This window comes from Flavobacteriales bacterium (assembly GCA_016699575.1).
Taxonomy (GTDB): domain Bacteria; phylum Bacteroidota; class Bacteroidia; order Flavobacteriales_F; family PHOS-HE28; genus PHOS-HE28.
Genome location: CP064979.1, coordinates 3,768,718 through 3,783,866 on the forward strand (window position 1 = coordinate 3,768,718; position 15,149 = coordinate 3,783,866).

General features: G+C 60.8%; 11 protein-coding genes. 6 read left to right on the top strand and 5 right to left on the bottom strand.

Annotated elements, in window-relative coordinates:
• Nucleotides 1-240: 240 nt before the first annotated feature.
• The 4 genes from IPJ76_15710 to IPJ76_15725 all read right to left on the bottom strand — a co-directional run bounded on the left by IPJ76_15710 (nt 241) and on the right by IPJ76_15725 (nt 7,953).
• The gene (locus IPJ76_15710) at nt 241-1,842 is read right to left on the bottom strand and encodes a T9SS type A sorting domain-containing protein (GenBank protein ID QQR86033.1); all 1,602 of its coding nucleotides are present in this window, start codon (nt 1,840-1,842) and stop codon (nt 241-243) included.
• An 89-nt stretch (nt 1,843-1,931) separates the two neighbouring features.
• On the bottom strand, nt 1,932-4,367 hold the full coding sequence (locus IPJ76_15715; GenBank protein QQR86034.1) for a hypothetical protein: 2,436 nt from the start codon (nt 4,365-4,367) through the stop codon (nt 1,932-1,934).
• An 89-nt stretch (nt 4,368-4,456) separates the two neighbouring features.
• Entirely contained in the window at nt 4,457-5,308 is an 852-nt protein-coding gene (locus tag IPJ76_15720; GenBank protein ID QQR86035.1) for a response regulator transcription factor, read from the bottom strand.
• The gene (locus IPJ76_15725; protein QQR86036.1) at nt 5,305-7,953 is read right to left on the bottom strand and encodes a hypothetical protein; all 2,649 of its coding nucleotides are present in this window, start codon (nt 7,951-7,953) and stop codon (nt 5,305-5,307) included. Before IPJ76_15725 ends, IPJ76_15720 begins: the two co-directional genes overlap by 4 nt.
• Nucleotides 7,954-8,097: 144 nt before the next feature.
• Here IPJ76_15725 and IPJ76_15730 point away from each other — a divergent pair, with 144 nt between their 5' ends.
• Nucleotides 8,098-9,948 (top strand): histidine kinase, encoded by a 1,851-nt coding sequence (locus tag IPJ76_15730; GenBank protein ID QQR86037.1) that lies wholly within the window; start codon nt 8,098-8,100, stop codon nt 9,946-9,948.
• A gap of 173 nt (nt 9,949-10,121) precedes the next feature.
• Here IPJ76_15730 and IPJ76_15735 read toward each other — a convergent pair whose 3' ends face one another.
• Nucleotides 10,122-10,541, bottom strand: a complete 420-nt coding sequence (locus IPJ76_15735) for a GNAT family N-acetyltransferase (protein QQR86038.1) — start codon at nt 10,539-10,541, stop codon at nt 10,122-10,124.
• A 163-nt stretch (nt 10,542-10,704) separates the two neighbouring features.
• Here IPJ76_15735 and IPJ76_15740 point away from each other — a divergent pair, with 163 nt between their 5' ends.
• From IPJ76_15740 to IPJ76_15760, 5 genes are all read left to right on the top strand, one after another.
• Nucleotides 10,705-11,454 (top strand): hypothetical protein, encoded by a 750-nt coding sequence (locus IPJ76_15740; protein ID QQR86039.1) that lies wholly within the window; start codon nt 10,705-10,707, stop codon nt 11,452-11,454.
• Between the two features lie 66 nt (nt 11,455-11,520).
• On the top strand, nt 11,521-12,168 hold the full coding sequence (locus IPJ76_15745) for a hypothetical protein (GenBank protein QQR86040.1): 648 nt from the start codon (nt 11,521-11,523) through the stop codon (nt 12,166-12,168).
• A 137-nt stretch (nt 12,169-12,305) separates the two neighbouring features.
• Entirely contained in the window at nt 12,306-13,856 is a 1,551-nt protein-coding gene (locus IPJ76_15750) for a T9SS type A sorting domain-containing protein (protein ID QQR86041.1), read from the top strand.
• Nucleotides 13,857-13,967: 111 nt separating this feature from the next.
• The gene (locus tag IPJ76_15755) at nt 13,968-14,564 is read left to right on the top strand and encodes a YceI family protein (GenBank protein QQR86042.1); all 597 of its coding nucleotides are present in this window, start codon (nt 13,968-13,970) and stop codon (nt 14,562-14,564) included.
• A gap of 9 nt (nt 14,565-14,573) precedes the next feature.
• Entirely contained in the window at nt 14,574-15,083 is a 510-nt protein-coding gene (locus tag IPJ76_15760; GenBank protein QQR86043.1) for a hypothetical protein, read from the top strand.
• Nucleotides 15,084-15,149: the final 66 nt, after the last annotated feature.

Here is a 15,149-nt window from a genome sequence, read left to right on the forward strand (position 1 = left end):
GTTGTCGCACCGGCTCCCATCAAGGCATCAACGGGCCAAACGTAGATCATTCTCCTGAAAGTTTCAAATAGTACTGAAAGAAAGTTGTCAACTAGTGGCCGCAGGCCATGGAGCCGCGATGGACCGGGTCACCAATTCGGCCATGCTTGTCGATCGGCCGGCAGAAGGCCGCTCCACAGCGGATGGTCGGCCTCCGCCCGTGGTGCAGACCGACCATTCCGTGGATGTATCGAGCAAGGTTCAGTTCTTGACGAACCGGGCGAACAGAACGCCTAAGGTGGTCCGTATCCGCGCTGTGTAGCTGCCGTTGGGCAGTCCGCTCACATGCATGGAGCCGTGTTGCAACTGCACCGCCACGACTTGTCCGAGGCCATTGATCACGTCTGTCTGCACGATGCGCTGTCCTGAAGGAACATCGATCAGGAGCATGTCCGTTGCCGGGTTCGGGTACGATCGGACGGCACTGGCACTCGCCGCTTCATCGATGCCCACATCGTTGTATCGTTTGCCGTTCCGGTAGATCCGCCCACCGTACACATCACCGGCAAAGCTCTCCCAGAAGGCGACCACACCGCCGTTCCCATCGGGCAGATGGACACGTTTTTCGTAGGCCGGGTTGAACGCTGGATCGCAGAAGGCCACTGGATCGGCCCATGCCAGCGTGCCGTCGGCGCGCACGCGCATGGCCGTGTATCCGTCCAGATTGCCTTCATAGGTCACCACCACCCCACCGCTATCGGATGCGATCAGGCCGGTGGTGGGGAGGAAGCTGGTGATCTGGATCGCCAGGACACCATCGGCGCTCCAGAGCTCGGCGCCTGTGCCCAGGTCGTACTTCTGGAGGTAGAGATCAGCGTTCGATGCGGGTGGCCTGTTATCGCTCCACGCTACGAAGAGCGCGTCATCCGTTGCCAATGCGGCCGGACCTCCTTGCACGTACGTGGTCAGATCGCAGGCCGACTGCACGGTCGGAGACCAGACCGGTGCACCCAGCGTGTCGATGCGGTTCATGCGCAGATCGCCGTTCACCTCCCACACCGCGGTTTGCGCAAGTGTGTTATCCATGGACGTGGCGAACGCGTAGTTGAGACCGTTCGCATCGGCCAGATCGATGTAAGCAGGCCATACTGCGGTCCCTAGGCTATCGAAGCGTTGTGCCTTCAGCGGTGTGCCCGCGCCATTGCCTGCGCGGATGTTGAACAGCAGTCCACCTGCGCCATCGGGGTGTATCGTGTACGGCCCGTAATAGTTGGAAACCATGGTCTGGCCCGGTAGCGGGAACTGCGCGGAGCCGTCCATCCGAACGCGCTGCATCCTGCAGCCATAGGCGCCCTGGCAACTTTCGCAATAGCAGACGATATAGGCGCAACTGTTGCTCAGCACGACTTGGATGCTGCGGAAATCAAGACCCGTCAATAGAACGGTCGGTTCGGCCCACAGCGCATTGGCGTTGTTATCGAAGCGCATCGCCCGTACGGTATCCCCACCGATGTTGGTGCTGCGCGTGAGAAAGGAGACGATCACCGACCCATCGGGCATGAGCAAGGGTGCCAGGTTGTTGAAGCTTCGCGTCGGATGCGTGAGCAGCAGTTCTCCGTTGGCGGTCCAAAGCGCGTTGCCCTCGCTGTCGAAGTGCTGGCCATAGAGGTCTGCTTTCTGCGGGTCGTTGCGCAGATCGCTCCAGAACACGTAGTAGCCGCTGTCCGCGTCAGCGATCGCGCGCATGTACTGCTGCGCGTTCGCAGCGTTGCAAACGGGCATGGGCGCAGCCGGGTCCGTGCTCCACTGGGCGGTGGAAGTCAGCGTTGCGATGAGCGCGCAAGTGAGCAAAAGGGCTTTCATGGGGTGTGCATTATTGGGTCGAAGGAAGCCGATGGCTGACCGAAGTGGTGGTAGGTCCGAGGGAGCGGTCGCGATCCCGAGGGAGCGGTTCAGGGAAGGTGCACGCGGACAGCGGACCGGTCTCCATCGGGCCTGGTCACCGCAACGATGAATACACCGCTTCCACTGGCCAGTTCGATGCGTGCGCTAGACCCACTGGTCACTGTGGCGGTGAACGGGACCGCACGACCCAGCGCATCAGTAACGGTGATGGTGGCCGAATTGAACACATCCTGCCGCCCGTCACACTGCAGCAGCAAGGTAGCGCCGTCGGTCATGATGTTCAGGTTCTTCAACGCTGAAACCGGGTTGTCCTGCAAGGGCATCAGGACCGGCGGCGTGGTGTTCACCAAACGATGAACGATCAGGTCCCAGCCGCCACCGGAGACCGGTTGATGCACGCCGGGTGTAGTGGTCGCATCACCAAGCTCGTTCGCTCCCACCACTACAGCCGAAGTGCTGTTGGCGCCGAGGCCGATGGTAAAGAGATCGTGGTCGGGCATGTAGCCTGCCCAGTTCTTCACGCCGCTGCTCGTGTATCCCGCCACGTAGGGTCCTGGCCCAACGGGGCCGAACGATCCGGGCGTGGCCTGCCCAGCGGACATCCACTGGGAGGCGATCGCGTACCCTTGGTTCCCGAGTTTGACGATGCGCATCATGTGGTCCTCATCGCTTCCCCCGACGTAGGAGCCGAACAGGCGGGCCTTGGTGAAACGATCGAAAGCAACATGGAACCCGTCGGTCGTGCCACCGCTGTAAGCGGGTTGGTCGCAACCGGCGGTCGCGATGCCGATCGTGCTTGATGTCTTTCCACACATGGCGAAGGTGTTCGTGCTGAGCCAGGTGACCCCCATGCCGAAGTCGTAGCCGGTTCCACCATAGTAGGTACTCCATGTTTTGGTGCCGGTTCCCGATCCGTTGTACAAGGCCATGAACGCGTCGTGGAGGCCATTGTAGCTGGCATCGTGCGAACCGGCCGTGGCGATACCACTGGCCGACATGGTAGTGCCCGAAACCACGAACTCGCTGTTGGCGAACCCTGCGGCCACGCCCGTTGCCCAGTCGTCGCCGCTTCCGCCGATGTAGGAGCCGAAGAGCCTTGCGCCGGTGGGGCTGAACCAGGCCACGAACCCGTCCATGCCGCCACCAAGGCTCACATCCGGGGCGCCCCTGGAGGCTATTCCGGATGGGGAGTTGGTTTGGCCCACCAGTGCCACGCGGCCGTTCATGGCCATGCTGGCGTCGTTCCCGCGGTCCAACGCACCACCGCCGTAGTACGTGCCCCATTGCCGCGTGCCGTTCGCGTTGAACAGCATTAGGAATGCATCGGATGTGCCGGTGAGCTGCGTTTTGTGCGCCCCTACGGATGCGATGCCCGAGGTGGAGAAGGTGTAACCTGAGACCACCGCAAGACCTGCATCGTTCACATGGATGTTTCCCCATCCTTCGGATGATGCGCCACCGAAGTAGGTGCCCCAGACCCGGATGCCTGCGGGGGTGAGCTTGGCGATGAAACCATCCACATTCCCGTTGTAAGTGGCATCGTGGGTTCCGCTGGTGGCGATGTTGTTCGTGCTCGTCGTTTCGCCGGCGATGTAGGCGTTCCCGGCGTTGTCCATGGCCGCGCTCGCGTAGCCTTCGTTGCCGCTACCGCCGTAGTACGTGGCCCATTGGATTGTGGGGTCGATCACCAAAGTGCCTTCGATCCGCTCCTCCGCGATGAAGCCGAACGTGCCGTCCTCTCTGATCGAATAGCGCACTTCCACCGGCGACTTCTTCCGGCCGTTTTCCATCCAACTTTCCGGTATCAACTCTTCCATGGAACCATCAGACCAGGAAAACACCAACCTTCCCTTCAGGCTCTCGCTGATCCCCGCGCCTTCCACGTTGAAGCGCACATCGCTGATATCCCCACCGGGCCTTACGATCACATCGTACTTGAAACCTTCTTCACCGGCGATGCAACGCACATCGATGTTCGGCCATACCTCCGCATAGGTTACGGTTGAATAGTGGCCTACGAACGTTGCGCCTCCTTCGCCGGTCACGTCCGTGTAGTAGTTGAGGTAGTCCTCGCTCTCGCCTTCAGCGATCATTTCTGCGTTGGGATTGCCGTTCGCAAAGCGCAGATCAATGCGGTGGAATTGGTAGGTGGCGGATGTTGCATCCGTAGTTGGACGATCCAGTTCAACTTCATGGATGCGATGGTCGGGATCGGCCTTTCTCCCCTCTCCTTCGGAGAGGGGTCGGGGGTGAGGTATCTGATACGTGTCGTACGAGAATCCATCACTGCGCAGTTGAACGTTCATGCCCGCCCGGTTCAACAGGAACTTCACCGCCGGGTTGGGCTTGCGGTGCTGGTCGTGGATCTGCCCTTTGTTCTCGATGAAGCCTTCGTTGTAGGCGCACGTGGTAAGCGGCAGCAGTGCCAAAGCGGCGAGGACGAGGCATGCCAGAAGGTCAAGAGAGTCGTTTCGGCGTTCCATGGCTGTTGGTTCGGTGCCACGAAACAGGGCCCCCCGCACGAGTGAAACAAGCACAAGTGATCCAGAGGTCCATTCGTCGATTGAACGGTTCAGCCGGCCAAAGCCTTCAGCACATCCTCCTTTTTGCGCCTGCTGATCTCCACGCGCACGTTGTTCTTCAGCACCACATGCCCATCGTCCAAGTGGGTGATCCCGGCCTTGTTCACCAGCGTGCTGCGGTGCACGCGCAGGAAGCCGAGCGGCGCCAGCATGTCCTCGTAATCCTTCAGCGTGCGCGCGCTCACGAAGCGACGGCCATCCGTTGTGTGCAGCTCGGTGTAGTTGTCATCCGCTGTGCAATGGCTCAACTCCGCCGGCGATACGAAGTACGTGCGGTCGCCCGTGGTGAGGGTCAGCTTCATCGCGTGCTCGTCCGCAGCGCCGATGTTGTTCAGGAATTGCTGTTGCATGACCTGGCGCGCCGGAGCGTGGGGATGCGCGGCCCTGAACCGCTCCAGCGCCTGGGCCAGTTCGTCCGGTTGCACCGGTTTCAACAGATAGTCCAGCGCGCTGAAGCGGATGGCCTGCACCGCGTAACGTTCATAAGCCGTGCAGAAGATCACATCGAACGGCCAGGTCTCCATCCTCCGCAGCAGGTCGAAGCCCGTGCCACCGGGCATTTCCACGTCCAGGAAAACAAGCTGAGGGGAATGGCGTGCGATGGCCAGCAGGGCCTCCTGCACATTGGCGGCTTCCCCGTGCACCTGCACGTTCGGATGCGAGGATGAGAGCAACGTGCGGAGGTAGAGCCTGTTGTCCGCGCTGTCGTCCACGATCACTGCGTTGATCATCGTTGCCCTGTCCCGTGCCTTGCTTGCGGGAGTGTGGGCAAGATAGACGACCCGCAGCACGCGATCGCCGCGCACCAGGAACATCGGCTGGCGCGGGGCGGCCCTGATCATTCCTCGTACGTGATGAGGATCTTCACCGGTTTGCTCAGGATGTTACCGCTGTTCGCTGTTTGGTTGATGAGCACGATGTTGGTCGCGTTGGTGATCACGCTGAAGGTGTAACCCGGGAGGTTGATGTACGAGTCCGGGATCCAAGCGTTGGCCGTGTATTCCAGCAGGACTTCCACCGCCAGGATCTTCGCCACGCTGAGCCCGTGCGGAATGGCCACGCTAGCGCCCTGTGTTGCCGCGCTGGTACCGGTGAGCTTCAGCATCTTGACGGCCGGAGCGTTGCTGCCGAGCATGGTAAAACCGTTCACCTCCAGTTCGGCGGCGGGGGCCGTAACACCGATGCCTACGTGTACGGCATCGGCACCTGTGCCGCCCAGCACCATGCTGTTATTGGCGGTCACTTGCGCGTTGTGTCCGATGGCAGCAGAGCGGGTCAGCGCGGCCGTGCCAGCCGCACCAAAGCCCAGGTAGGTGTTCTTCGTGCCGGTTGTGGTGGTTACCCCCGCGAAACGGCCGAGGAATGTGTTGTCCGATCCAGTGGTGCAGACCAATCCGGCGCTGGTCCCGATCATGGTGTTCGATCCTCCGGTCGTGTTGGCTATTCCGGCAGCGGAGCCTAGCATAGTGTTCCCGTTGCCTGTTGTGTTCGCTCCGCCCGTGAACGCACCTACGAACGTGTTGTCAGCGGCTGTTGTGTTGCCGTTGCCTGCGCTGATGCCCACGAACGTGTTCCAATTGCCGGTGGAAGTCGCCATGCCGGATCGGTGTCCAACGAAGGTGTTTCCCACGGCCGTTGTGTTCGTGAAACCCGCGCTGTCGCCCACGAATGTGTTCGCGAACCCTGTTGTGTTGTTGCGTCCCGCCCAGTACCCGAGCAGCGTGTTCCCGTATCCGGTGGTGTTGAAGCGGCCGCTTTCGGATCCCAGGAAGGCGTGTCCCGTGGTGGTAGTGACCGAGGCGCCGCTGTTGCGCCCGATGAACGTGTTGCCGGAAGCCGAAGTGTTGTTGGTGCCCGCCGAACGGCCGAGGAAGGTGTTGTTGTTGCCGTCCACGTTCTCGTTGCCGCAACCGTAGCCCAGGAACGTATTGTCGCTGCCTGTTGTGTTCAGGTATCCGCTTTGCTGGCCCGCGAACGTGTTCCCTGCCCCGGTGGTGTTGTAGTAGCCGCTGATGTGCCCTACGAAGGTGTTGTTGGAGGCCGTGTTCGTGTAACCGGCGCCCGTGCCCAACATGGTGTTGTTGCTGCCCGTGATGTTCTGCCTTCCGCTCACTGTGCCGAGGTAAGTGTTGTTCTGGGCGGTGGTACCGTTCTCGCCGCTCGACATGCCGATGTAGGTGTTCGCTGTGGCCGTGGTGCTCGCAAAGCCGCTGCTTTTGCCCACGAAGGTGTTGTTGGCACCGGTGGTGTTGGATGCACCTGCATTCTGGCCCACATAGGTGTTGTCGGGCCCCGTGGTGTTGCTCGCGCCGCTCGAGACTCCCACGAACGTGTTCCGGGTGCCGGTGCTGTTCTCATCCCCACTGCTCCAGCCGATGAAGGTGTTGTCGATGCCCGTCGTGTTGAGCAGTCCGCTGGAGTAGCCCATGAAGGTGTTGCGGAACCCCGTGGTATTGCTGGCGCCTGATTGCCCGCCCACGAACGTGTTCATCAGGCCGGTGGTATTGCTGGTTCCAGCAACGGCCCCCACAAAGGTGTTGCCGTTGGCCGTGGTGTTCGCTTGGCCCGTGTTCCTGCCGATGAACGTGTTCTGCGCACCGGTCGTGTTGGACTGACCGGCGTTGTTGCCCATGAACGTGTTGTTGCTTCCGGTGGTGTTGTTGGCACCGGCGGAAAAACCGAAGAAGCTGTTCTCCGCTCCCGTGGTGTTGTCTTCTCCGCTCAGAGCGCCAACGAATGTGCTGCTGCTCGAGGTGTTCACCAGACCCGCGTTCTGGCCAACAAGCACATTGTTGCTCCCTGCCGCCCCGTTCCTTCCCGCTTGTGCGCCCACGAACGTATTGTTCGCTCCGACAGCATTGTTGCGTCCTGTTTCAAAGCCCAAGAGCGTATTGTTGGAACCCGAAGCGCTCGATCCGCTGTAGAAACCCATGTACGTGTTGTTGGAACCGACCGTGGCCGACGCACCGCTCGCCAAGCCTACCATGGTGTTTTGTATCCCACTGGTAACTCCGGATCCCGTTTGGTGTCCGATGAAGGTGTTGAAGTAGCCTGTGTTCAGCGGTGTGGCGGTGTTGTAGCCCAGTGCCACGATCCCGTTCGTTGGGTCGATGATCCCGCTGGGGACGTTGACCGTGCGGAAGCGCAGCGGTTGGTTGTCCGTCGTTCCGATGAAGTTCACCGCCGGGTTGGTACCTGCGTTACCCGTGAGCCCCCAGCCGGCCGCGCCGGTGGAAAGGGTCACCCAGATGGTTCCATCGAAGTACCAGAAGCCCTGAGTGTTCGTGTCGTACACCAGCAGACCGGTCGCGGGTGCGGGGATGGCCGTGCGTTCCGCGCTGGTCATGCGCGGGATCAGCAGGCCGCGCTTCGTGCCTGCGATGGCGCTCACATCGATGTCCAACAACGCGGATGGATCGGGCGAAGCCCCGTCCACGTTGATGCCGATGTTCTGGGCCATGGCTGCGGTGGTGGCCAGCAGGAACATTGCAAGAGCTGAGCAACGAGGCATGGGCATGCGCGGTTTTGTGGTGCAAGGCTCCGGCGTTCGGCACGCGGTGGAAAGCGCGATCGAGCAAGCGGAGCGATCCGCGAGGGAGCGGCGAAGGGGCCGCGTGTACTTTGCGGCTCCATGCGCCGCCTGCGTTCCCCACTGGTCTTCTGCATCATCTTCTTTTCTGTAGTTGTGGTGTCCGCACAGGAGGCACCGGACACTGCAGTAAGCAATGCCCGCGCACGGGCCTCGCACGCAGCGTCAGCGGAACGCTCCGCGGCCTTCAGTGCCTTGAGCATGGCCTGCATCAAGGCCGGTAGAAGCACTGAGGCTTGGGCTGCAGCCGATACGGCTGTTTCCTTCGCGCAAGGCGACAGTGCCAAGGCCGAGTGCCTGCTCCAACGGGCGCTGGCAGCCGATTACGATGGTCGCACCGGACCCGGGCTCGCCGATGCGCAGCAAGCCATCGACATCGCGCACCGCATACCATCGCTTCGCTTGGAGCTCGCGGGCCTCTTCCGCTGCCAGAGCCTTCATTTGAACGTCCGCAACTTCGAGCGGTCGCGCGATTATGGCATGCGCTGGCTCAATACCGCCGGTGCGGCCCCGGACATCAACGTACTGAAGAAGGTGCTCAACAACCTCGGCAGTGCGTTCTACCAAGAAGCCCGACCGGACAGCGCTGAAGCGTATTACCAGCGGATCCTGGAGGTGATCGCCCCGGACGATGCGGTCTTCAGGAACATGGCCCTCGCGAACCTGGCCAATGTGTACACGGAACGGGGCGAGTACGATCGGGCCTTGGCAATGATGGACTCCACCAGCACAACCCTTGCAGGCAGCTCGCCGAACACCACGTTCGGCGTGCTGACCACACGCGGCTATATCCTGCACAGTGCCAAGCGCTACGCGGAGAGCAACCTGTACTTCGATAGTGCGCTCGCCCTGAACCGTGCCGAGCTGAAGGACATCGCCAAGACGGTGGAGTGCCTAGGGTTCCTGGCGGACAACCATGCCGCGCTCTCCGACTACGAGCAGGGCTTCAATTATCTGCGGCAGCTGGAGTTCGCCCAGGACAGCCTCAACCAGCAGAACGCGAACGATAAGATCCTCGCGCTCGAAGAGGGCTTCCAGGCCGATCTGCGCAAGCGCGACATTGAACTGCTCACCGCCAGCAACGCCGAGAAAGCGGAACGTATCAAACGGAAAGACCAGTTGCTCTATGCGAGCATCATCGGTGTGGCACTGGCCCTCATTGCCTCAGCGCTCTTCTACCGCAACTACCGCCAGAAACGCAAGCACGCCGATCTGCTCGCCGGGTTGAACAGAACCCTGGAGGGCCAGAAGAACGAGATCGAGGAGATCAACCGCCTGCTGCAACTGAAGGTGCTGCGCACACAGATGAACCCGCACTTCATCTACAACAGCCTTAGTGCGATCGCTGCTCTAACGCAGAAGGGAGAGCAGGCGCAGGCACTCGCCTACCTGCAAGGCTTCGCGCGTCTGTTGCGCCAGGTGCTCGACCACAGTGTAGCAGACCGTGTGCCCCTGAGCGAGGAGATCGACTTCCTCCGGCAGTATCTCAAATTGGAATCCCTACGCTTCGAGGGCGGGATCAATTACACAGTGGATGCCGACACTGCCTTGCTCGATGATGACGCTGATGTGCCGGCGCTGCTCGTGCAGCCTTTCGTGGAGAATGCTGTATGGCACGGCCTGGCGTACCGGGAAGGCGAGAAACGTCTCTCAGTGCGGTTCGTGCAGTCGAACGGATCCATCCGCTGCACCGTGGAAGACAACGGTATGGGCCGTGCGTTCAACCCTGGACCCAAGCCCGGTGGCCACAAGAGCGTGGGCGTGCAACTCACCAACGAACGCCTTCAATTGCTTTCGTTCCGCCTGGGCCAGGAGGGAAGGGCGGAGTACGAGGACCTGGTTGGACCGGACGAGCGACCGGGCGGCACACGGGTGGTGCTGCACCTCCACTGACCAACGCCCCGGTGTTCATCGCTGCTACGCGCTGTGCAGGCGTTGAAGCAGGCCATGTCCATTGGACCGCTGCGGTAATGAATGCGCAGGAGGGAGGAGGGAATGGAGAATGGTGGATGAAGAATGTAGAATGAACAATGAGCAATGAGCAATGGGCAATGAGCAAGGCAACCCTACACCGGCCGCATGAAGTGATAACCGCGCTTCACGAAGCCCTGGCGCTCGTAGAAGCCGTGGGCCGCGGAGTTGTCCAGGTAGGCATCGAGCATCACGTGGCGGCAGCCTTCGCGTTCGGCGATGCGCACGAGTTCATCCACCAGCAAGCGGCCCACACCCTGCGACCGGTAGGGCCCGTCAACCATGAAGTTGTCGATCTCCAGGTAGCGACCACTGTAGAGCTTGTGGCCGATCCAAAAGCCGCTGAGGCCCGCGCAACGCACGTCATCGAACGCGGCCAGCATGGCGTAGTGGTGGGGCACCATGGCGCGCAACAGCTCGGCGTAGGTCGCGGCTGTGAGGGAGGGCGTCAACTGCTGCACCAAGGGCAGGTGCGGGACCATGTCGGGCACGGTGGTGAGGACGCGGAGGTGCATGGTCGCAAAAGAAGCGGGTCCGAGATCGGCACGGGCTGCATATTGTTCGAGGCCTGCTTGATGTGAAAAGGGTTAAGGTGTGCACATATGGACGGGTACGAGCGGTGGCCCGCCCGGAGCAGCGAAGTACCATCGGAACGCATCTACCCCGGAAACCGACTTCATGAGAAAGCTCCTGGCACTTGCCACGTTGACCGCGACCGGCGCTTGGGCGTGCGATTGCTACGGTCCTCAGACTTTCTGCGGCGTGCAAGCCCCGCCGCCGCCATTCTGGGAGTACACACCGCCCGACCACAACATCCTCGGTGTGAAGCTGGGCGAAGTGTCGTACGGCATGGATGTGCTTGTGCTGCAAAGTTTCTCGGGTTCCATTGCAGCAGGCGATACGATCCGCGTGTGGGGCGATTGCGGTTGGCTATGCCGCCGCTTCGTTGACACATGGGCGGATGGCGATACGGTGGTTTGGGGTTTGCACGACGCCGACCTGCAAGGGAACGGCACTTGCGCAGGTGCCGCCGAGCAACCCGGGGATTTCATGATCACCATTTGCGGGTTGAACTGGCTGGGTTATGCGAATGGAAGCGTGAACGGCCAGATCACCGACGGGACGCAGCAGATCATGACCCTGGCTGAATTCCAGACCACGCTGGGCGATTGCCTCGCCGGAACCACAGGTATGGAAGAGCAACAGGCGGATGGTCAACTGCTTTGGGACGGGATCCGACAACAGCTAGCGTGGCAGGGAGCGAACACGCCGGTGTCCATTGACGTGACCGACATGAACGGCAGAACGGTTCTGTCCGGCCGATGGCGCGGCGAAGCGATCCGGCTTGCGGGACTGGCCAGCGAAGTGGTGATCGTGCGCGTGCGACATGCCCAAGGCATCCTTCGGAAGCGCATCGTGGTGCGGTAACCGCCCGGCACGGTGGGGCAATAGCGCGCCGCACACCGCGTTGCAAGCGCACCAATTCCAAACGACATGAGATCCAGTGCTTACCTGCTGATGCTGGCCGCCGCCTTCACCGCCTGCAAGAAAGACAGTGACGATGAATGTCCAGCGCCGATGACCGGACCAGCGAGCTATCCGACCGCCTCCTATGCGCCCTATGCGGCAGGCAGCTGGTGGGTGTACACCGGTGTGAACATCGCTCCGGGAACCGGCGTGGAAACGCCCAACTCCATGCGCGATAGCATTTTCGTGGAAGGTGATACGATCATTGACGGGCGCAGCTACGCGCATCTGCGTGGTGAACGCTTCGGGCTCTTCGGCGTGGACCAATGGGTGGGCGTCGACGGCCCCAGGTTGGTTGAACCGAACGGCAATGTGCTGATGGACGTGACAGCCGTGAGCGACACGATCGCGACCGGTCCCGGGCCCTTCTTCCCCGTTGACTCAACAGCCACTGTGCTGAAGTCGCAGAGCTTGGGTCTGCTCACACCTGCGGGCATTTTTGTTTCAGACCATGCCCGCGAACTGGTGTTCTACATGCAACCTGGATTCACCAGTCCGTTATTCGAGGCTGACAACTACGTGCAAGACATCGGCATTGCCATGTACTCCTCGTTCTATGCGAGCAGCGGAGTGAGGATCGAGATGCGATTGGCGGACCACCACATCGAGGAGTGATGCCCGTAACCACGTATTGATATGAGGACCTTCGCAATGGACGTGCATGTCATCATCCAAGGATCGCACGACAGGTCATGACGCTTCGTCCCGGCCGGCACCACCTTCCACCCCATCGATCACCGACCCGACCCACCATGCGGAACGTAGCACTGATGATCGGCATTGCTTCACTTGTACCAGGTGTGGCGATCGCCCAAGTACCGGACCCGGACTTCGGCAATGACGGCTTCGCCTTGATTGACCTTTCCGGAGCGGACGAGCAGTTCTTTGACATGGTCGTGCAACCCGATGGCAAAGTGGTCGCTGCTGGTTCGGCTTACGGGTTCTCCAACGGCATGGGGTTCGTGTGCCGCTTCACGCTCAACGGCAACCCGGATCCGACGTTTTCGGCCGACGGTGCCTACACAAGCCAGTTCGTTGATTCCGATACCGAGTACCGTGGTGTTGCAATGCAGCCCGATGGCAAGGTGGTTCTCGTAGGAACCATCACCAGTTGGGATTTCGGGACCACTACCGCCTTCGTGCTGCGGTTGAACCCGAACGGATCGCCCGATGGCAGCTTCGGCACCGGAGGCTACGCCTACATGTCGGGTCCGGCGTTCACTGAATTCCGCGAGGTGGCCATTGATGATGATGGGAGCGTGGTGGCCGTTGGCATGCACTACGATCAGGGCGGCAGTCAACTCGGCGATGTGCTTGTGGCACGGTTCACCAGTGCAGGCGACCCTGATGCGGCATTCGCGACCGATGGGGTCTTTCTATGGGATAATTCGAGCTACTGGGATGAGGTGAACGCGGTGCGGATCGCAACGGACGGGTCGATCGTGTGCGCAGCGGGTACCAGCCCGAGCATGTTGGGTCTGGAACCGGTTCTGCTGAGACTCACTGCTGCTGGAACGTTGGACCCGGCCTTTGGAGCTGGAACCGGTTATGTGGAACTGGGTGGCTTGGGTCCGGCGATGGATCTGGATGTAATGGGTGATGGGAGAGTCGTAACAGTGATCTCCCGGCGGGATGCTGGCGGGGCTCGCTTCATGGAAGTGATGCGGACACAGCCTGAGGGCAGCATCGATGTCGCTTTCGGCAACAATGGCGGCGTGGTGGTTTCAGGCATCACCGGGGATTGTTCTTGGGCCGGTGGTCTGAATGTGGACGATTCTGGCCACATCCTCGTAGGAGGTTCGGTGCAGACCAGCTGCGCTGGGATCGGCAATTTCATCCTCGCTGCACTTCAACCCGATGGTACCACGAACAATTTTTTCGGCACCGACGGCTACTACCGGACCACCAATGCGGGTGTTAACGTGTTCTACGCGCCCGATGCCCCGGCGCTAGCTGTAGCGGATGGTCGGGTGCTGCTCGCTTCCGTGGTTTCCGATGGTGCCAACGACGGGGTGGTGTTCGCGGTGAACGGCATTGCTCTGAGTATAGGCCCTGACATTCATCCTGAAGTCCTGGTGCTGTATCCCCAACCCGCCGATGCCCTGTTCTGGTTCCCGGCAGATGAAGGTGCAGTTATCGATCACATCGAGATACATGATGTTGTCGGTCGCCGCGTGATCGTGTTAGAGAACCACTTGGCCCAATCGCCCATCGGGCTTCATCAACTACCGAGCGGATCCTACTTGGTGCAGGCACAGATGGGCCATAAGCGTTACGCCGGGAAGCTTATCGTGCAACTTTGAGCTTGTCGGCCATCCAGTTCGGGCGGTCCGATCTGTTCCCTCGCGGTTCGTCACTTCATCAGGGCAAGCACATGATCAGTGGTTAGCATTGTATTTCGCGACTTCAATACCATGCACGCACTCATTCTCATGTTGTCCGTAACAATGCTGTTGGCCTTCACCCTTGACGGAAGTTCGCTCGTGGTGGAACCCAACCATAGCACCATCGCCTTCACCGTGCCCATCAGCAACGGGCTCACGACCATTACCGGCAAGTTCACCGACTTCACCATCGACCTGGAACTGCCGGATGACGATCTCACGCACGCGCGCATCCGTGCGGTGATCCAAACGGCGAGTGTGAACACCGGTATCCCATCGCGGGATGCCGACCTGCTCACCGCCGACTTCTTCGAGACGGAGAAGTACCCGACGATCACATTCACCAGTGACAGCATAACGGGAGCGGAACCGGGCTATACAGCGCACGGCCGCTTCACCATGCACGGTGTCGAGAGATCAATGGCGCTTCCTTTCCGCGTGACCGGTCGCGATGGCGAGAGCACCATCGGCTTCGAGGCGCATACCCATGTGCTGCGCAGCGACCATGGCGTCGGCATCACGTTCAAGCACACCGAAGATGATGGCTTCATCGGTAATCTCATCGGCGTGGATATCTGGTTCTGGACAAAGGCGAAAAAGTCGGTCACGCGGAATGCAAATGAGTAGTTTCACATCATGAGCATTGCCGTCAGGTGCATCCTGGATCCGTGGATCATGATCGGAGCGTCCGTGTTCATGTGCACTTGCGCAGCACACGAAGCCCATCGATACGAACCACAACGGATCGAAGCCGAAGTGCGCGCCATGTTCGAGCAGTATGCCAACGCCCAGCGCTCGCAGGGGCTACGCGGTGAACTACCCTTCCTGGACACGAGCAATGCCTTCTTCTGGGTGCCACCCGGATACGCCGGACCCATCGGTTTCGATAGCGTGCGGACCATCGTGGAACGGACCGCGCCAACGTTGCGCGCGATCGATCCTCGCTGGCGCGCGCTGCGCATTGAGCCGATGAACGATTCGATGGCTGCCTACACCGGTGAACTGGAGGCTGTGACAGTTGGCATGAACGACAATACCACGCGAACGACGTTGCTGGAGACCGGCTTCGTGGTAAAACGTGCGGACGGATGGAAGCTGTTATGCGGGCAAACGTGTTACGCTCCACCGGAAAAGGAGGGTCCATAAGCATGGCGTAGCCGTCCAACCGGGTGGAGCCGCTCGTGGAGAACATCTGCCGTCGTGAAGCGCGCA

Coding starts and splice junctions, on each gene's coding strand:
- IPJ76_15710 (QQR86033.1), bottom strand. CDS start 1,842: ATGAAAGCCCTTTTGCTCACTTGCGCGCTCATCGCAACGCTGACTTCC.
- IPJ76_15715 (QQR86034.1), bottom strand. CDS start 4,367: ATGGAACGCCGAAACGACTCTCTTGACCTTCTGGCATGCCTCGTCCTC.
- IPJ76_15720 (QQR86035.1), bottom strand. CDS start 5,308: ATGATCAGGGCCGCCCCGCGCCAGCCGATGTTCCTGGTGCGCGGCGAT.
- IPJ76_15725 (QQR86036.1), bottom strand. CDS start 7,953: ATGTTCCTGCTGGCCACCACCGCAGCCATGGCCCAGAACATCGGCATC.
- IPJ76_15730 (QQR86037.1), top strand. CDS start 8,098: ATGCGCCGCCTGCGTTCCCCACTGGTCTTCTGCATCATCTTCTTTTCT.
- IPJ76_15735 (QQR86038.1), bottom strand. CDS start 10,541: ATGCACCTCCGCGTCCTCACCACCGTGCCCGACATGGTCCCGCACCTG.
- IPJ76_15740 (QQR86039.1), top strand. CDS start 10,705: ATGAGAAAGCTCCTGGCACTTGCCACGTTGACCGCGACCGGCGCTTGG.
- IPJ76_15745 (QQR86040.1), top strand. CDS start 11,521: ATGAGATCCAGTGCTTACCTGCTGATGCTGGCCGCCGCCTTCACCGCC.
- IPJ76_15750 (QQR86041.1), top strand. CDS start 12,306: ATGCGGAACGTAGCACTGATGATCGGCATTGCTTCACTTGTACCAGGT.
- IPJ76_15755 (QQR86042.1), top strand. CDS start 13,968: ATGCACGCACTCATTCTCATGTTGTCCGTAACAATGCTGTTGGCCTTC.
- IPJ76_15760 (QQR86043.1), top strand. CDS start 14,574: ATGAGCATTGCCGTCAGGTGCATCCTGGATCCGTGGATCATGATCGGA.